Source organism: Methylosarcina fibrata AML-C10, assembly GCF_000372865.1.
In the GTDB taxonomy this organism is placed as follows: Bacteria; Pseudomonadota; Gammaproteobacteria; order Methylococcales; family Methylomonadaceae; genus Methylosarcina; species Methylosarcina fibrata.
In genome coordinates this window covers 1,774,767-1,791,629 of record NZ_KB889965.1, presented here as the reverse complement: position 1 = coordinate 1,791,629, position 16,863 = coordinate 1,774,767, and the positions used below count along the sequence as shown (strand labels likewise).

Annotated in this window: 19 protein-coding genes and 1 pseudogene; 8 read left to right on the top strand and 12 right to left on the bottom strand. The window is 47.6% G+C overall.

The window, feature by feature from the left end:
* Window positions 1-4: 4 nt before the first annotated feature.
* The 5 genes from A3OW_RS24465 (at window position 5) to A3OW_RS24460 (ending at window position 2,754) form a co-directional block, all read left to right on the top strand.
* The gene (locus tag A3OW_RS24465; RefSeq protein WP_020563008.1) at window positions 5-907 is read left to right on the top strand and encodes a recombination-associated protein RdgC; all 903 of its coding nucleotides are present in this window, start codon (window positions 5-7) and stop codon (window positions 905-907) included.
* Window positions 904-1,452, top strand: coding sequence for a hypothetical protein (locus tag A3OW_RS0108495; protein ID WP_020563007.1), 549 nt, complete (start codon window positions 904-906; stop codon window positions 1,450-1,452). The genes A3OW_RS24465 and A3OW_RS0108495 overlap by 4 nt, the downstream gene beginning before the upstream one ends.
* Window positions 1,453-1,456: 4 nt before the next feature.
* Window positions 1,457-1,678, top strand: coding sequence for a hypothetical protein (locus A3OW_RS0108490; protein WP_083918170.1), 222 nt, complete (start codon window positions 1,457-1,459; stop codon window positions 1,676-1,678).
* Window positions 1,679-1,777: 99 nt separating this feature from the next.
* Window positions 1,778-2,332 (top strand): EAL domain-containing protein, encoded by a 555-nt coding sequence (locus tag A3OW_RS0108485; protein WP_157385835.1) that lies wholly within the window; start codon window positions 1,778-1,780, stop codon window positions 2,330-2,332.
* Between the two features lie 155 nt (window positions 2,333-2,487).
* A complete protein-coding gene (locus tag A3OW_RS24460) occupies window positions 2,488-2,754 on the top strand; it encodes an HU family DNA-binding protein (protein WP_033411647.1) in 267 nt (88 codons plus the stop codon).
* Window positions 2,755-3,008: 254 nt separating this feature from the next.
* Here A3OW_RS24460 and A3OW_RS0108470 read toward each other — a convergent pair whose 3' ends face one another.
* The 12 genes and pseudogenes from A3OW_RS0108470 to A3OW_RS0108430 all read right to left on the bottom strand — a co-directional run bounded on the left by A3OW_RS0108470 (window position 3,009) and on the right by A3OW_RS0108430 (window position 12,810).
* Entirely contained in the window at window positions 3,009-3,599 is a 591-nt protein-coding gene (locus A3OW_RS0108470; RefSeq protein ID WP_020563003.1) for an RloB family protein, read from the bottom strand.
* Window positions 3,599-4,945, bottom strand: a complete 1,347-nt coding sequence (locus A3OW_RS0108465) for an AAA family ATPase (protein ID WP_026223427.1) — start codon at window positions 4,943-4,945, stop codon at window positions 3,599-3,601. Before A3OW_RS0108465 ends, A3OW_RS0108470 begins: the two co-directional genes overlap by 1 nt.
* Before the next feature lie 170 nt (window positions 4,946-5,115).
* On the bottom strand, window positions 5,116-5,280 hold the full coding sequence (locus A3OW_RS29050) for a DUF4113 domain-containing protein (RefSeq protein WP_157385834.1): 165 nt from the start codon (window positions 5,278-5,280) through the stop codon (window positions 5,116-5,118).
* Window positions 5,281-5,312: 32 nt separating this feature from the next.
* A pseudogene (locus A3OW_RS28840) lies at window positions 5,313-5,597 on the bottom strand (zinc ribbon domain-containing protein); the annotation flags it as partial.
* 34 nt (window positions 5,598-5,631) lie between these two features.
* Window positions 5,632-5,973 (bottom strand): RNA-guided endonuclease InsQ/TnpB family protein, encoded by a 342-nt coding sequence (locus A3OW_RS28835; protein ID WP_198291299.1) that lies wholly within the window; start codon window positions 5,971-5,973, stop codon window positions 5,632-5,634.
* The gene (locus tag A3OW_RS28830) at window positions 5,936-6,505 is read right to left on the bottom strand and encodes an RNA-guided endonuclease InsQ/TnpB family protein (RefSeq protein WP_269746794.1); all 570 of its coding nucleotides are present in this window, start codon (window positions 6,503-6,505) and stop codon (window positions 5,936-5,938) included. Before A3OW_RS28830 ends, A3OW_RS28835 begins: the two co-directional genes overlap by 38 nt.
* 162 nt (window positions 6,506-6,667) lie before the next feature.
* Entirely contained in the window at window positions 6,668-6,970 is a 303-nt protein-coding gene (locus A3OW_RS24450) for a hypothetical protein (protein ID WP_020563001.1), read from the bottom strand.
* A 10-nt stretch (window positions 6,971-6,980) separates the two neighbouring features.
* Window positions 6,981-7,370 (bottom strand): DUF805 domain-containing protein, encoded by a 390-nt coding sequence (locus A3OW_RS0108450; protein ID WP_020563000.1) that lies wholly within the window; start codon window positions 7,368-7,370, stop codon window positions 6,981-6,983.
* Window positions 7,367-8,086, bottom strand: coding sequence for a uracil-DNA glycosylase (locus tag A3OW_RS0108445; RefSeq protein WP_020562999.1), 720 nt, complete (start codon window positions 8,084-8,086; stop codon window positions 7,367-7,369). Before A3OW_RS0108445 ends, A3OW_RS0108450 begins: the two co-directional genes overlap by 4 nt.
* A 220-nt stretch (window positions 8,087-8,306) precedes the next feature.
* Window positions 8,307-11,831 (bottom strand): TM0106 family RecB-like putative nuclease, encoded by a 3,525-nt coding sequence (locus A3OW_RS0108440; protein WP_020562998.1) that lies wholly within the window; start codon window positions 11,829-11,831, stop codon window positions 8,307-8,309.
* A 100-nt stretch (window positions 11,832-11,931) separates the two neighbouring features.
* The gene (locus A3OW_RS0108435; RefSeq protein ID WP_020562997.1) at window positions 11,932-12,444 is read right to left on the bottom strand and encodes a hypothetical protein; all 513 of its coding nucleotides are present in this window, start codon (window positions 12,442-12,444) and stop codon (window positions 11,932-11,934) included.
* A gap of 6 nt (window positions 12,445-12,450) precedes the next feature.
* Window positions 12,451-12,810: a helix-turn-helix domain-containing protein gene (locus A3OW_RS0108430; protein WP_020562996.1), complete on the bottom strand. Its 360-nt coding sequence runs from the start codon at window positions 12,808-12,810 to the stop codon at window positions 12,451-12,453.
* A gap of 160 nt (window positions 12,811-12,970) precedes the next feature.
* On the opposite strand from A3OW_RS0108430, the gene mads1 reads away from it, so the two are divergent.
* The 3 genes from mads1 to A3OW_RS0108415 are packed head-to-tail and all read left to right on the top strand — an operon-like array spanning window position 12,971 to window position 16,808.
* Window positions 12,971-13,177 (top strand): methylation-associated defense system helix-turn-helix domain-containing protein MAD1, encoded by a 207-nt coding sequence (mads1, locus tag A3OW_RS0108425; protein ID WP_020562995.1) that lies wholly within the window; start codon window positions 12,971-12,973, stop codon window positions 13,175-13,177.
* A 29-nt stretch (window positions 13,178-13,206) separates the two neighbouring features.
* On the top strand, window positions 13,207-15,204 hold the full coding sequence (mads2, locus tag A3OW_RS0108420) for a methylation-associated defense system DNA methyltransferase MAD2 (RefSeq protein ID WP_020562994.1): 1,998 nt from the start codon (window positions 13,207-13,209) through the stop codon (window positions 15,202-15,204).
* A complete protein-coding gene (locus A3OW_RS0108415) occupies window positions 15,204-16,808 on the top strand; it encodes an HNH endonuclease (protein ID WP_020562993.1) in 1,605 nt (534 codons plus the stop codon). Before mads2 ends, A3OW_RS0108415 begins: the two co-directional genes overlap by 1 nt.
* The last annotated feature ends 55 nt before the right edge of the window (window positions 16,809-16,863 follow it).

The following is a 16,863-nucleotide window of genomic DNA, read 5'->3' as shown; positions in this document are numbered from 1 at the left end:
GCGCGTGTCATTCAAAAATGTTTCGGTCTATTCATTAACTCAGTCTCTCGATCTGCTTCAGTTTGTCGACAAGCTAAATGAAAAAATGTTTACGCCGTGTTCGCCAACGGATGTTGTTTCTGTCGACTGGACGAGGCCGGCTGAATTCCTTGAAGAAAATAACCTGGTTTACCGAGTTGGGCAGTACGATCTTATCGCGCTTAAAACCGAATCGAAGGTTCTTCCTTCGGCTTCGATCAACAAGATTCTCATTGAGAGAATTACGGAAATCGAGTCCAGGGAACAACGCCGAGTCAAAGGTCGAGAGCGAACGGAGCTGAAAGACCAAATCATTTACGAGTTGTTGCCGCGCGCGCTAAGCAAGGAATCCGTGACGATAGCCTATGTCGATCGCGTAAAACATCAGGTCATCGTCAATGCTTCGTCGGCAAGCAACGCTGAAAAACTGCTTTCGCATTTGCGGAAGACAATTGGTTCGCTGCCTGTTGTGCCCTTGTCAGTTGAAAACAACGTGCCGGGAACGATGACGGGTTGGGTGAGCAACCGATTCCCTGAAGGTTTCACGCCTGGGAACAGCGCTTCTATTTCGACGGATGAAGATGGTGTCATCAAGCTGAAAAACATTGACCTTCTGTCGCCGGATGTCAGGTCGCATGTCGATGCCGGTGGTCGAGTGACAAAGATCGCGCTGACATGGGAAGACAAGTTAGCGTTTGATCTCGATGCAAACCTTGGAATTAAGCGAATCCGTCTGATCGATTTGTTCAATGAGAACCGGGATGAAGAATACGACTCTGCAGCCGCTTTATTCGAAGCCGATCTGACATTATTCGCCGGCGGGATGGCTGATCTGATCGAGAAACTGGTCGCCGTGTTTGGTGGCGAAGCGAAACGGAAGGCTGTGTGATTCCAGAAATCATCCCATCGATCCAATCACGTTCCGGTCGATACATCAACTTTGTAGCGCCTGATCCAAACGTATTTTGTATTCACGACATTGCCCATGCTTTGTCTCATACCTGTCGATTTGGCGGGCACACGAGGGAGTTTTACTCCGTGGCACAGCATTCGGTTTTGGTGAGCTATCTGGTCCCAGAAGACGATCAGTTTGCGGCATTGATGCATGATGCGGCCGAAGCTTACGTTGGAGACGTTCCTTCGCCTTTGAAACAGCTTTTGCCGGAATACAAGGCCATCGAAAAGCGGATAGAAGCTTGCTTGTTTGAGAGATTCGGTCTTTATGGAGGTATGACGCTATCGGTAAAGAAGGCTGATCTCATTATGCTGGCCACGGAACAAAGGGATCTGATGGAAGCAAAAAGTGATGATGCAGAATGGAGTGCTATCGCTGATGTACCGATGGCACCCTTCAGAATAAAGCCACAGTCGCCAGAACAAGCAAGAAAATCCTTTTTGGATCGATTCAACCAGCTTTCAAAGGCAGGTAGGTAATCAAATGCTTAAATTCGTTGAATGGTTTGGATCAATTACCGGTTTGCTTGGGAGCTTGATTCTCGGCCTCAATACCTCATTCTCTGGCTGGGGATTTGTAGCCTTTTTGCTGTCGAATGCCGCCTGGCTTACCTATGGCGTAAAAACCAGAACCTGGTCTATGGTTGCCATGCAAATGGGTTTCACAGTGACCAGTTCTATCGGGGTGTGGCGATGGTTGTTTTAGTGCAATATCGCTTCGAACGGATGCCCTATTACTTTCAAATTTTAGTCAGAGAGGATCATGTTTAGTTGCCCAATACCCAATTACACCTGCGAACCAATCTTGGCAGTCAAACATAGTCGCCCTGTTTTGTTCTGGGAAGCTTTGTTTCGCGGACCAAGATCTGCTCATGAAACATGGGTGGAGGTCGACCGAAAACTATTTGAGTATTTGGCCAACAACCATGCGCCGGACAAATGGAAACGCAAAACGATTGCCGTCAATCTGTCCACGGACTCGGTTCAGGGTATTACAGATGAAGTTGTGAGAGCAGCGGCATTGAATTGGAAATTATGCCTCGAATGGACAGAGGATTTTGCGTCAAATAATGATCTTCACGGGGCTGCTGAACGGCTTGTCGAATGGCGAAAAGAGCATGGCGTACTAATTTCAGTTGATGATGTTGGCGCCGGCATGGACGGTATGCTTCGAACAACGCTTACACAGCCCGATGTACTCAAAATTGATGGCAATTTTTTGAAATTGGCCATGGCCATTATAGAAAACCGTGAAATCCTTCAGCACATGATTAGCCATTTTTCCACAAAGAAAATGACGATAGTCGCTGAGCATATCGAAACCAGTCGGCACCTGAGTTTTGCTCGATCTATCGGTTGAAATGCTTGGCAAGGGTTTTGGTCGAGAGAGTCGAGATTCTGTTATCTCTAAACCAAAATAGGTCGAAAAAACGCGTCTTTCAACGTGACTTATTTTGAAGAAGTCACACAAAATAAAGCTTCAAAAAAACCAATTTTTTAACCGTGAGGAAAAACATGAACAAGAGCGAATTGATAGCCAAAGTTGCACAAGACACCAGTCTGAACAAGAAACAGGTTGAAGACGTTTTAAAAAGCCTGGCTGAAACAATCAAAAGTGAAGTGATTGGCTCAGGCGAGTTTACGCTTCAGGATGTCGGAAAATTCAAAGTAAACGACAAGCCGGAAATGGAGCGCCGCAACCCAAGAACCGGTGAGATGTTTAAATCGCGGCCAAAAAGGTGGTTAAAATCACCCCAGCAAAAGTATTGCGGGATGCGGTAAACGCATAACAAACGATAGGGCAATGAGAAAATTTTTGTCGATAATGGGACATTTTTTCATCGAAACGATTTCATTGCCCAGCTTAATCAAGCAAATTTGGAAATACATCGCTGCAAGTTTGGATTTCGTTGTATCGTTCGGAAGAGCTGTGTTGGTGGCTATATTCACCGATCCCTTAATCTTTATTATGACAACAGGAATTTTGTTGTGGATGTATTTGGACGACTTTCTGGCGCAAATTCAATAGCTAAAATTTATACTATTTTTTCAACTAATTTATAAACCGTGGTCCCTCCGCAAGCCTTTGGCCAGTCAGGGCAAGGCGGATTATCCCGCGATTTGGCACGGCGAATGGCATCAGCAATTCGGGCATTGCTAATTTTTCGGATATTAATCCCTTTGTCGTAGTCGGGGAGATGGCGTTTTAGGCGAGCGGTACAATCTTGCGAAGATGTAATCCCGGCGCCGTCTTCAAAATGCAATAGCAGCCAATATTCGAACTTGGGATTGCTGAGGGCAAAACCGTAATTTTCGCGTGCCTGAGACCAGGCATAAAGTTGCCCGAGTTGATCGTTCGTCCACTGGTCTTTGTCGACCACCAGCCAAGCTTCATCCGAAGATTTCAACGATTCTTTCTTCAGATGATCCTCCATGCGTTGCAAAACTTGTGGCGGCGAGCTGTCTGAGGTGCCTTTTAAACAATTGACGTGGATTATCGATTGCTGGTTATTGAAGATCGCAAAATACTGCGGTTCAGTCTTGATCCCTTCAACAGCAATGACGAACAGCTTCCGATATCTGCGTTCACCAAGCGGCCTTTGAAACTTACGTCTTTTGGCCGACATCAGCGCTCCGCAGTATTTTCTCTGGAAGGGCCAGGGTTCGCCATTGCGCTTCCCAGCAAAATCCGTGGAATGCCTCCCAACCGTCCTTGCAGGTAGCTTTTACGAATATCCTTGTCGTAACGCACGTCTTTGTAGTCACTGAAGGAAAGCAGGGTCGAAGCACCGGTGTTATCCCGTTCAGCCACCCACATTTCGTCACGGCGTAATAGTTGTTGATCCATAAGCAACACATCATGAGTCGTCAACAGTAGCTGAGACCGGCTCTCTGTGGTGCAGTTGGCCAGATAGGCTTCAAGCAACCTTCGAGTCAACAACGTATGCAAACTGCGGTCAACCTCGTCGATCACAAATACTTTCTTCGAAAATTGCGCCGACAATTCCAGAAAAGCCGGCAGCAGATCGATGACGCGTTGAGAACCATCGGACTCTTGGCGGATCTCAAATTTGGCTTCGCTACCGTCCGATTTTGGATGATAACTGACGAGTTTTTTGGCAATCAGTTCGCCTTCTTTGCGTGTGACGACTAAGCGTTCGTTGATTGGCTCAGACATCAATCGAACGGAGGTGCCTTCCTTAACATCTTCCTGGAGCATCATCCGCATTGTTTCGGGCAATGGAATGTTGTCGAAAGGAATCTCTTCGCTACCCAAATGCGCTATCCCGGTATCGAGTTGGGGCAGCATCTGATTCATGGTGGCGTAAAGCGGATGTGCTTCGTCAAGGAATTGCTCAAAGGGCTCGAAACGGGAGTCAGGTGCTACCAGTTCAAGAGTGTCCTTGAACCAGTCATAGACCGGCCGGAAGTTGTCGACTTGCTGGGAGACGGAATTCGTCAGGAAAAGCTGGTTGTCTCGGGTTCCCTTAAAGGCAAACTGCAAGAATTGATCTTTTGCCAATGAGGCGTCGAAGTTGGGTTTCCTTTGAAGCCGATGATAAAGCACCTTCTCGCTGGTGCTGTTGATCAGAACCAGCTTTTCTTCCAGGATTGTTTTGCGCGTGACTGAAAAGCTGAATGCGTAAATGATTTCGTCGATCAGTAGCTCAAGGGAAAAGCTTGAGGGTAGTTCTTGGGTTTTGCTGTCCAGTCGGAACGGTTCTACCGCAATCAGGCTGTCAGGGTGAGTGCCCTTGACGATCAGCGTTCTGGCAAAGCTCAGCGCTTTGAAAAAATTGGTTTTGCCCGCCGCATTGCCGCCGTAGATGGCGGCGATTGGAAGCACACGGGTTTGGAACTTGCCCAGGTTGGGCACCCTCTCCCCGTGCTGGCGTTCCCGGCTTGCCACCATGGAAAGGGTGACTTGATCCCGAAACGACATCCAGTTTTTGACAGAGAAACTAATTAGCATTTAGCTACCATTCAAGCATAAAAATGTAGTGTATTTTGACTCAAATATAAGTAAGACAAGTCATAAAGTCAATTCTTAAAGAGAAAATTTCTCGTTAAGCATGATTTTCTAGATTGATGGTATTTTTGATATTAAACATTTCGATGCTTCGCAACAGATGCGAATAGAAATCAAGGTATACATTTGGCTCTAACCAACTCATTCCAATCCGTCGGTATAGCGCTGTGAAATTCTTTCCGTTTTAGATTTCCAGGTTTTGCTAAACCCGTTGATGCAATAGAAACTCCTTTGGGGAAACGACGATTGATTAGATCGATGGTTTTCTTGACATCCACTCTGCCCTAAAGGAAGAAGATTTCTTCGGCGCTCAGGCGGCAATGGCCTGAGTCACTTCGGTGGGTTCCTGGCCCGACACTCCAACGTGCGAAGTCTCTGCACAGGCTAACCGGGCGTGTCCCGCCCTTAATACATTGATCGCGCCGACGAGATCGGCATTTTCCAGGAAGCTACACGCCACGCACTCGAACCGAGCTTGGCTTGGCCGGTTTTCTTTGGCGATATGACCAAAACACGGACAAGTTCGACTGGTGTTCTTGGGTGGCACAGCAATGAGTTGTCCGCCATTCCAAGCCAGTTTGTAGTCCATCTGGCGTCGAAACTCATACTAGCCTTGATCGAGGATGGCTTTATTCAGGCCGGATTTGGCCTTGACGTTTTTTGCCTGGCGTTTCGACGCTAGCTGCCGCTGACTTGGATAGATTCCGAACCTGCAAGTCCTCGATACACACCATCGCGTGGTTTTGGCTGATCGTGGTCATGGCTTTGTGCAGGTAATCGCGTCTAACATTGCCGATACGGGCATGAATTTTCTGGACTCGGGCTTTGGCCTTTTTCCAGTTGTTGCTGAACTTTTCTTTGCGGCTCATCGCCCGTTGGGCTTTGGCCAATGCCTGTTCGTGGCGCTTGAAGCTGTTGAGTGGCGCCAGAAAACTACCGTCGCTCAGCGTGGCAAACCGGGCAATGCCCATATCGATGCCAACCAATAGCGGTCGATGAATGAACCGGCCTTTCAACCGCGCGCTCGGTCTGGACCGAGATGAACCATTTACCATCCTTGCTGGACACGGTGACGTTTTTCACGGCGCCCAACACGTTCTGGCTATTGCGGTACCGCACCCAGCCAAGCTTGGGCAGGAATATCCGGCTATTGGCCTGATCGAGCTTGATCTGTTTCGGATCCGGATAGCGGAAGCTGTTGCCTTGGCCTTTCTTCTTGAAGCGCGGGAAATCGGCCCGATTGTCTAAGAAATTCTTGTAAGCTCGTTCCATATCTTTGAGCGCGTGCTGCAAGGTGTGAACGGGATCATCTTTCAGCCAAGGTGTTTCGCTTCCATTTCGCCAGGCGGTGAGATTCTTGGCCATTGCCACATAGTTAATGAATCTTTCACCGGCAGCATGGTTTTCGATCTGCAACGCCAATGCCTTGTTGAACACGAAACGGCAAGCGCCTGCAAAACATATATATACCGCTGCTGATCGCCGGTTGGTCGAAGTTCGGATTTGAAGCTTGAAGACGTTTCATATCTTCATGCTCTCACGCGTTTTTGAATATGCAAGAGGCCGCTTCTCGACCGCGCTGTCCTTCCTCGACCTGAAGGAGCGGGGTTTGCCGCGTATTTTGATCAAAGTCGGTCGGGTTCTAGTCGGAGCTGGTAGCGGTTTTCAGTTGGAATGGGTGCCAGAATATACACGCTGGGCTAGAAATTCGAGCACGTCCATAGCTTCTTCGCCCCAAAGGGACGGTTTCATTTGAACCGACTTGTCGAACAAATCATCAGATTCTTTGATAAATATGAATCCTTCATTTTCCAAAGCTCTGGCAGATTCTGAAACGGATTTTCGGGTGATGCTTTGATGCTCGATGCATTCAGCCAACAATTTCTTCGCTCCTCCGCCAAGCTTTTCAAGTGTATGAGCAGCTGCTATGGCTTCGGCTTCGCTTTCGAAAAAAAACAGCTCAATCATTCCTGAACGATTATCGAGAAATATTTTGGATGTTGTATTTCCATGTTGGCGATTCACCATAATCGTTTGGATTTGGATCGCTATCTTGCAGGGCAAAATACAAAAACACCAGAAGCCCGATAATTGGAATGATTGTAATAAGGAACCACCATCCAGAACGCCCCGTGTCATGTAAACGTCTTATCGAAACGCCCAGACCAGGGAGAATCATCGCCAGCGTATAAATAGCGCTCAATGGCCCGTAACCGGCATCAAAATTAAAAATACCCATCAGCTGATCGATTAGGCCAAATCCCAAGACGGCGAAGATATTGAAGAGAGTGAAGAACCAATATTCACTTCGGGTGGCACGGCCTTTGAAGACGGCGTATTTATTAAATGCGGCAAAGTAATAATTCACGAAATACTCCAATCGATTGATTTTTTCCCAAGGGTTGCTAAAGCCACATTTGCACGGCTAAACGGTCTCGAACCGAAAAAACCTTTGTTGCATGATCCACCGATCGGCGACGGATGGCTCGACTCGATGATGGTATGCCCATTATCCGCGATGAACGATCGAATCGATTTGGCATGGTTTCCCCAAAGAATGAACACAATGCCGGAATGCTGTTGAGACAAGGCTGATATCAGTGCTTCAGTTATTGGCTGCCAGCCGAGTTTGCTGTGCGAGCCTGGTTTGTCTTTCTCAACTGAAAGCATTCTATTGAGAAGCAGAACACCTTGCTCAACCCAGTTGGTTAGATCTCCGTGTTCAGGCACCCGGCAACCAATGTCTTGATTCAGCTCCTTGAAAATGTTGCGCAAGGAAGGCGGGATTTTTACGTCTTTGGGTACCGAAAAGCTTAGCCCCATCGCTTCCGGTACCGACTTTGTTTCTCCGGATTCAAGACCGATTTTAGCAATGCCGTGATAAGGATCTTGGCCAACAATCACGCATTTCACATTTTCCGGATTGATTGAAAGCGCTTTATAACGGTGATCAGCAACTGGCAGAACAATTGATTGCCTGGAAATATTATCAAGCTTCCCTTCAATATCCGCAATCGCATTAAGAACCTGCGGATTCCCTGCGTTCGACAAAAGATTTACCCAAGGTAATGGTATCGCGCCCATTATTGCCGTGCCCCCGTAAACGTCGGACAACCCACCGGCACTTCGCTTCGAGTCCATTTGGGGCTTTTTGTCCCATCACAGCCAACGGGTTTTTCCACGACGGCAGGTATATCCTCTTGGAAAAATAGACATCGGCTATGTGGGTATGGCTTGCTCATACATCCTCCCGGCGCAGAATACCAGTTGTGTTTGCAAGCAACGCAAATTGGAACAGTGGTCATCATGACACCAGCCTCGAATAAAAGCTCGCTTTTTCCATTTGCTCAAGCGATGAAACCCGGCAGCGTTCTAATCCCGGATTGGCAACGATAATAGCCAAGGCCTGGGCACGGGAAACAGCAACATTTAGACGGTTGATGTCGAACAGAAAATCGAGTCCTCGACTGCTTTCCTCGACATCGCTGACGGCCATGGAAATAATCACCACGGGCGCTTCCTGACCCTGGAACTTGTCTATCGTGCCGATGGCGATTTGGTCGCCTAAACGGTCTTTGAGCAAATTCACCTGCATGTTGTAAGGAGCAACAACCAGGATATCCTCATTGGCAATTGAGCGAGCTTCGCCATTTTTAGCGGTACAACGCCCCGTTTTGAGGTCATCGATGAGCCGCTGGATGACATCCACTTCCTCTTCGCTGCTTTGCCGGTTGCCATCGTGATCAACGTTGACCACCATGACCCCATGGGACTGCTTGATCAGCTTCGAGTCCGGTACCGAAACAATTTGTCGGTCATTGTGTTTAGCAGCCTTGAGTTTGCCTTCATAAACCACCTCGGATAGTGGATGACAAACAGCGGGGTGCATGCGGTACGTCCTTTCCAGAAAGATTCCCATCTCGTCAGGGATGACGCCGTGCTCACCAAGAATGTAATCCAAAGCTGACAAACCTGAACTCCTAGGATGACTTCCTTGAATGGGTTGCTCCAACTGCATTTGATCGCCCATCAGGACGATGTTTCTTGCGCATCCGGCCACGGCGATCAGATTGGCCAAGGCCACTTGGCTGGCCTCATCCACGAAAAGATAATCAAGCGGGGATTCAAAAGCAGTACTGGATGCAAAGGCATAGGCGGTTGCCCCGACCACAGCAAACGAATGATAAGGATCGCGTTTGGTGAAGCTCATGGACGTCCGGTACACGTAATTCGGAAAATCTTCTTCAGAATATCTCTCCTTGAATGCGTCCTGTTTAAAACCAAAGCCACCGACTTTAGCAATTCGGGCGTGTTTGGTGGGTTCGTGGAGGGCATCCAGGAGATTCAGGATCGCAGCATGGCTATTACTCATAACGCCGACACGTTTCCCTGCTTTCACCAATGAGGTGATAATGTGCTTGGCGGTAAACGTTTTGCCGGCACCGGGAGGGCCCTGGATGCACATCGTACTGTTATCCATAGCTTCGACCGCGGAAATGATGGCTTGCAGATACGCGTCGTCTTCGGGGAATCTTGAGCGAGTGATCGGCAAGTAATCGCTAGCGGGATCAGTGTCCGTGTTGAAAACCGGCTTTTCCTTATTCAGTATCGATTGAATTGCGCCTGGCAGCCGGCCATCGAACAAGGCTTCCGCTACTTCGCATAACCGGGTTTCCAAAGTCTCGGTATTGATAAAGGGCTCGTCGGCGAACAAGGTCATGCGATCGGTACCAAGCTTTGATATTTGATCAGGATCAGCGATGAATTCAACCAGCGCATCCGTTTCGGATTCCGGAAAACGAATGCTTTTCACTCGAATGTCAGTACCTCTTACCGTCCCGGTAGCAAACTTGTCTTTTCTAACCGGTTGCTTGATGTCGAATTTGCAACGGAAAAGAACGCCATCATCGGATAGCATTTGACCAGTGATGACCACGTCGTGGACGCAGGTATCATCGTCGAACAATTCCTCTTCTGGTTTTTCCAGTCGCTCGAAATAAGCCCAGATTTTGGGTTTGCGTTCCCGGTTATGAAATCCCAGCAGATCCATGACCAATTGCGCGTTGGGATCGTTTTTAAGTGATTCACTCGCCTCGAAGCGTTCGAACAGGCGTTGCTGCCACTCACGGAGTGCTTGTTTATTCTCAGCTGCCTGAATTTGTCGTTCGGTTTTATCCTGGTCAGGAGTTGCGTCATCGGATTTGACGGCATAAGCAATGCCGGCGATGGATTGTTGTTCACGCAGCCAATCGACTAGTTCCAGCGTGCTTTCGCAGTCATCGATGTTGTAATCGCGAATGTCCTTCAACTCAGTCCATTGCGTCCAATCAAAAACCGCTGGATCGGCAAGCCAAGACTGATAGCCGTTGGCATTGTCAGTCCAGCGAGTAACGCCGCCTTGTTCACGCCATAGTTCGTAAGCAATGACTGAATCACCGCCATTGGCAACTTGCGTTGTCCGCTTACTTCTAAACAGGTGCTCGACGTTTTTGATGCTGTAACGAGGCTCGCCAATGAGGACGCCATTCAGGACAATTATATACAGGTCAACGAAGACGCCGTTGGCCAGCATTTCGGCAACTTCTTTGATTCGGGTCTCATACCGGGTGGAGAGTTTGCGCATGGCGGCCACTTCGTAATTGGCATAGTGGTAGACATGTAGGGTGTTATCGCGTTTCCACCGATCATAGACCCAATCAATGAACCCTTCGAATGCGGCTTTTTCTTGTTCAGGAGTGTGCGCCCACCAATCCTTGAAGGCATAGAGTTTTCCTTGCGCCGCATCGGGGCAACGGTAACTGCAGCCCCAAAGATATTCCAAGCCTCCGTCATACAACGGATGACCCTCGATGTCGAAAAACAAGTCCAAAGCTGATGGAGGCGGCAATGAGGATAACCCCTTGCCGTTATCGTTCTGGAGGATTTTGAATAGCGGTTTTTCGAGACCGCGGGAATCGTGTTGAATTTCTGCCTGGGCTTTCAGTTTTGCCAGTGTCGCATTAGGGATTCCTTTGACCGGCTGGATGTCGTTAACGGCGAATTCCTTCATGGTTTCAATGCCAACCGCACGGAGTTTTCGGATATGGCTTTTCCGGATGCCGGCGATTTGGCTCAGGCTGTCTGTTCTTTCGATCCAATCCTTTGCGAACGAAACCCAGGCCCCATGATCACTATAATAGGCCGGGTCAGGCATGCAGGCGAAATCTGCGGTGAATGCGTATTGCGCATTGAGAAAGTCGCGTTTCAAGCGATCGAAAAAGCTGTAATAGCGAGCGATATGAAAACGATCTTCAGTCAGATCGCCGAGGACTATTGCGGCCTCGTTTGGGATGATGCCTTGGATCGATTCCAGCATCCAGCAGTAGCAACAAAGCTGGATCAGAAAATACGGGCGAGTCGTTTGAGAGAGCTTGGTATCCCAGGCTTCGTAATGGTAATCACCTAAATCGGATTTGCCTTCGAGCTTGACCAGGAAATCGGCGCTGCCAGCGAAGCCGTCTCGCGACAAATAGGCTTGGTAGATGAAGGGGTACCCGGTTTGCATGTATTGCAGGGTCTCCATCGCCTTGTCGTGATGGGATGTGCTTTTGACGATCGCAATAGCCTCGGCGCCGTGAGTATCCTGCAGGGACTTGAGAAAGTTGGACTCATGGGTATTACCCTTGGCGGCCAACAAAGCCATCATGGGGTCGTGATCTTTTTCAATGCCGGCGATCATGGCAGGCGATTCAATTGCCAGACGCTCCATCCAGGATGCGAAGGGGGATCGCATGGCAAGGACGAGATCGGACGGGGAGAAAACGAGCTGATTATTGGAATTCTTATACATGGGGTTTTCTTTCTATGATATTGGTTAATGTTGCCAAGCATGAGTCGATTATCGACAACATCTTAAAAACGCAATACCTCCTTGAAAGCCCCGAGAATAATTATTTCACGATGGTCAATTTTGATTTTTTAGGCTCGTTAATAACGGGTGGTTCAGGCTTTATTTCCAGATGAGCCGGCCTGGGTTGGTCAATATCAATGCCGTATTTCAAAAGCGCTTCGCGATGTTTCTTGAGTGTTTTCGCGGAATACAATGTAGAAATATCTTGAGCGTAAAACCAAAAAGATGCAGTCATCTTTATTGAATGCGGCTCATTTTCCGTAATGGATTTTAAAATTGATTTTGGATGATCTGTGGGGTAAACCGGGTCTGGCTCCGTTACCCAAAACTGCACGGGTATCAGTTCGAATTTGAATTTTCGTGCATGCTTCCACTGATAGTAAAAATCCCTCGCTTCCTTTTCAGTGGAAAATTCTGCCGCTCGTTCCCGTCCGCAAATTCTATGCTTTGCAGAAAGATAACGTCCGTATTCGTATTGGCAATGCCACGGCCAGGAGTCGTCGTAGGCGGGGTCGTAAACACCAATAATGTAAATCAGCTTTAGCACTCTCATGTGTGATCAGTCCATTGGCTGTGAGCGGGTCTTTATATTTTCTGCCGCCTTAACTAGGCTTTTAATGTCCTCCTCTGTGAATTGGCTTTCCTTAATGTAACGGAGAAGGTTCATTACCTCGGGCTGATCGTGAAGGTAATCCACCACTTCGGGGTCAGTTGAGGAAGACAGGCGGAACAGCACATCGGGGTCAGCTGCCAGTATGCGGGCTAACTCCTTGATGATGTCAGGACGTGGTGGGCTTTCTTTGCCTCGTTCGATGCGGCTGAGATAGGCAGGTGAAATTCCTACCTTGACAGCAGTCTCTCGTAAACCAAGGTCTTGGGCGACTCTGAGATCGCGAATAGTTTCGCCAAAGTTTTTCATGAGATTACTATATCCCGCTGTTTAGTGTTTTGCAACACAAAATTTATCTGGTAAGAATTGCCAAGCTTTGGTATATTTTGACCGATATTACTGTTAGTTAGATAACACACTGTCTTAACGTTAACGCCTTTGAACAACGCGGTCTCGCAGGAGAGATGGCATGCAGAATGATGAAGTCTTGAAGCTAAAAGATGTTGCCGCCTTACTCAAAGTTAGCGAGAAGACCGTTTATTCCATGGCTCAATCAGGAGAACTCCCGGCATTCAAGGTTCGCGGCCAATGGCGCTTCTCACGGAAAGACATTGATGCTTGGATAGAACAACAAAAACAAACGCCCCAGGATTTGGGGGATGGTCATCCAGAATGACCGAATTTTGAGGCGAACGGGGTTTCAATATGAGCGCAGTTAAAAATCAGGCCGAAAGCACTATTCCAGCCGGTTACACGCTGGATTATGTTTCTGGCAAACAAGTCAAGGAAACGAAAAAAGAACTGGTAAGGCAACGGGTGGTTCGTGCCTTGATTCATGAGTACGGATTTTCACCGGAAGATATGGAGCTTGATTTCTCCATTGGTGGGCGCAAGAAAATCGACGTAGCTATCTTCCATCATGGAAAGGAGCACGTGATCGAAAATCTTGGTCGTGCCGTGCTTTGTCGTGAAGAACCCAATATCGGCAAGAATGTTGTTCGAATTCGTGACTTTGATCAGGCGGCAAAAGATCTGGACGAGCTTGAAACGATTATGCGCGAAGTCGCAGCGGTCCAATACGGGTTATGGACGAATGGTTTGGAGTTCTTTTTCGTCGAGAAAGAACAGAAGCGCTTTGAAACCAAGTGTAATCCAATTGGCGACTGGCCTCTTGCAGAAGAGTCTGTTGGGACCAAAGAAGTGCTGTCTGACGCCCATACGCGCGTTGCTGACAATGAAATGCTGAAGATAACGTTCCGGCGTTGCCATAACTTTATTCACGGTAACGAAGGAATGCCAAAAGACGCAGCTTTTTGGCAGTTTCTTTACCTAATTTTCTGCAAGATGCACGATGAAAATCTGCGATCCAAACAACGTCAGGCTTGGCAGCGCCGATTCTGGGCGGGCCCCAAGGAGCAATTTGAGGCAGAGGGCCGTACGGCAGTCCGTAAGCGTATTGAAGAACTCTTCTCTGAGGTCAAAAAACAATACAGAAATATTTTCCGTGGAAATGAAGAAATCACGCTCTCAGATCGCGCTTTGGCCTTCATCGTTTCGGAATTGGCTAAATATGATTTCACCCGTACCGATGTTGATGCTAAAGGTGTCGCCTATCAAGAACTCGTTGGCGTAAACCTTCGTGGGGACCGTGGACAGTATTTCACGCCGCGGGGTGTGGTGAAACTGGTCATCGAGATGCTCGACCCGAAGGAAAATGAAACGATTCTAGATCCTGCATGTGGTACAGGCGGTTTCTTAGTTGCCACCCTTGGTCACATGCTGAAGAAATTTCGTGCTGAGCAACACACTGAGGCAGGTAATGAAAATACCACCGAATTTCTCAATGTCCACGAGCGGTTGAAAGAATATGCGGCTGCCAATGTTTTCGGAGCTGATTTTGACCCGTTTTTGATTCGTGCCGCACAAATGAACATGGTCCTCGCCGGCGACGGACGTGGTCATATCTACAACATCAATTCACTGGAGTTTCCGCACGGCCATCTTGCTGATTTAGATAACGCCAAAAGAGAAATTCCATTTGGCAGTATCGATATTGTCGCAACCAATCCTCCGTTCGGATCGGACATTCCCATTACAGATCGGCATATTCTGGAACAGTATGAACTGGCGCATGTATGGGAACGTGATGATGAGGGCGGTTATCGGAATACCGGTAGGCTACAGGGTAGCGTTGCCCCTGAAATTCTTTTTGTTGAACGGTGTATCAAATGGTTAAAGCTCGGTACAGGGCGCCTGGGTATTGTTTTGCCTGACGGTATTCTTGGAAACCCTGCAGCGGAATACATCCGTTGGTGGATCATGCGGGAAACTCAAGTCTTGGCTTCCGTTGACCTCCCTGTTGAAGCATTCATTGCTGAAGCCAATGTAAACATTCTCACCAGCTTACTATTCCTACGACGAAAGAGCGTAGAAGAAAAGCGCATCGAGGCGTTAGGCGGTGCAGAGGAATACCCAGTGTTCATGGCTGTTGCGGATAAGGTCGGTTTCGACCGTCGTGGCAACAAGCTCTATAAACGCACGCCTGAAGGAGAAGAAATTGTCGAGCCTAGACAGCACATCGAACGCATCCGTATAGGTGGTCGTTTTGTAGAGCGCACACTAACTCGCAGTGAAAAAATCGAAGACAACGATTTGCCTGTGATCGCTGAGAAGTACCGTGAATTTCTCAAGGAGCATAACTAATGGCTTCACTTTTTTTAAGCCGGCAGAGTGTCGAAGATCGAAAATTACTGATCAAAAAACTGCATGAAGCTCAAGGGGGCAACTGCTTTATTTGTGAGAAAGAAGTGGACATGGCGTTACATAAAGATAGCCTGGACATTGATCACGTAATCCCTTTGAAGACCGGTGGCAAAGACGATCCAAGCAACTTTGCGCTTTCCCATGCGAGCTGTAATCGCTCTAAGCAAGCATCAAACCTCGAAGTAGCGCGTATTCTCCAACGCTTTGCAACCCTTAAAGAAGTTGTGGAGCCTGAAAATCGTAGCCCAAATCTTGGTGATATTTTGAAACAAGCAAACGGCGGCAACGCGGAGCTTAGTTTTAAACAAAATACTGGTTTCATTGAATACACGTTAAGTGATGTAGGCGACGACACTATCTACAAAGTACCACTCTATGAAGACGATTTAAGTGGATTTAATTATTTCTTTGTAAAACTACCCATTCAATATTTAAGGCATGATGATCGCATTAACCCTCGATCCATCGGCAGCAATATCAGCAAGCTAGTTGAAGAGTTTTACTTGAAACGGCCACAACTGCATGTTCCCTTGGCTTGGATTACGTCCTCTGAAGGTAAGAGCGCGGTCTATGTTTTTGATGGACAACACAAGGCGGCAGCCCAAATTATGCTGGGGGCAAAGGCAATGCCTGTTCGCGTGTTTATAGATCCAGATCCCGATACTTTGATCACGACAAACACGAATGCTGGTACAACCCTTAAACAGGTAGCATTTGATAAGTCTGTACAACGGCACTTAGGTAGCACACTGTATCAAGACCGTATTGAGCGCTATCGTAAAGAAACAGGTCGCAATGAAGATTACTATGGATTTAGCGAACGTGATTTGGTTACCTTCTTCAAAGGGCAATCACGCGAGATGAAGCGCTATATCCTCGATGCTGTGCGAGATGGAATTACTTCTTCTCAAGATAACAAACTGCGTGATTTTATCGACTACGGTGGTCGCGGCAAGGAACGGCCTTTGTCATATAGCTCGATCGATAAAACGTTTTATTCTTTTTTTATCTTCCAAGAAGTGCTTGATACCCGTTTAGATTACGGTGCTGAAAGCGGAGAAAACCCGCGAGAACTCGAAACCTCTCAGATTCTCAATCTGATGAACATAATCGCCGAGGAAATCTATATCGGAAAATTTGACAGCGATATCGGCACTGACAAAATTGAAAATCGCTTACAGAAGGGGGAGAACTTCCCTCACGGGCATCTCTGTACATTCCGGATGAGTAAAGAAGAAGTGGTCTACAACTGGTTGCGTTATGTACAGCAAATTGCCAAGTTCTATTTCATAAATTCTGGAAAGCCCATCCAAGAGGAAAAACTTTTCCAATATCCCTTCCCTGATCAACTCTGGGAAAACATAAGGCGCTTTATTCGAAACCTTGCTGACTTGCCGCTTTGGGTAAACAAAGATTTGTCCGAGACCGTATTTGGTGGCAAGCAAAATAATAGTTTTTGGCAGACAGTTTTTGAGACTGGTAAGAGCCCTCAAGGTGTACAGGTTATGCCAAAAGCAATCAATTTGGTTGAGATGATCAAATGATCTTAGGGGTAATTACGAATGTTCAAGTTTTACTTAAAGCTATATGGGTAACTTT

Excerpts from the sequence above, each read along its gene's own strand:
- A3OW_RS0108470 (WP_020563003.1), bottom strand. The coding sequence starts at position 3,599 with ATGTCGGCCAAAAGACGTAAGTTTCAAAGGCCGCTTGGTGAACGCAGA.
- A3OW_RS0108440 (WP_020562998.1), bottom strand. The coding sequence starts at position 11,831 with ATGTATAAGAATTCCAATAATCAGCTCGTTTTCTCCCCGTCCGATCTC.
- mads1 (WP_020562995.1), top strand. The coding sequence starts at position 12,971 with ATGCAGAATGATGAAGTCTTGAAGCTAAAAGATGTTGCCGCCTTACTC.
- A3OW_RS0108465 (WP_026223427.1), bottom strand. The coding sequence starts at position 4,945 with ATGCTAATTAGTTTCTCTGTCAAAAACTGGATGTCGTTTCGGGATCAA.
- A3OW_RS0108415 (WP_020562993.1), top strand. The coding sequence starts at position 15,204 with ATGGCTTCACTTTTTTTAAGCCGGCAGAGTGTCGAAGATCGAAAATTA.
- A3OW_RS0108435 (WP_020562997.1), bottom strand. The coding sequence starts at position 12,444 with ATGAGAGTGCTAAAGCTGATTTACATTATTGGTGTTTACGACCCCGCC.
- A3OW_RS24450 (WP_020563001.1), bottom strand. The coding sequence starts at position 6,970 with ATGATTGAGCTGTTTTTTTTCGAAAGCGAAGCCGAAGCCATAGCAGCT.
- A3OW_RS0108490 (WP_083918170.1), top strand. The coding sequence starts at position 1,457 with ATGCTTAAATTCGTTGAATGGTTTGGATCAATTACCGGTTTGCTTGGG.
- A3OW_RS0108430 (WP_020562996.1), bottom strand. The coding sequence starts at position 12,810 with ATGAAAAACTTTGGCGAAACTATTCGCGATCTCAGAGTCGCCCAAGAC.
- A3OW_RS0108445 (WP_020562999.1), bottom strand. The coding sequence starts at position 8,086 with ATGGGCGCGATACCATTACCTTGGGTAAATCTTTTGTCGAACGCAGGG.
- A3OW_RS28835 (WP_198291299.1), bottom strand. The coding sequence starts at position 5,973 with ATGGGCATTGCCCGGTTTGCCACGCTGAGCGACGGTAGTTTTCTGGCG.
- mads2 (WP_020562994.1), top strand. The coding sequence starts at position 13,207 with ATGAGCGCAGTTAAAAATCAGGCCGAAAGCACTATTCCAGCCGGTTAC.
- A3OW_RS24460 (WP_033411647.1), top strand. The coding sequence starts at position 2,488 with ATGAACAAGAGCGAATTGATAGCCAAAGTTGCACAAGACACCAGTCTG.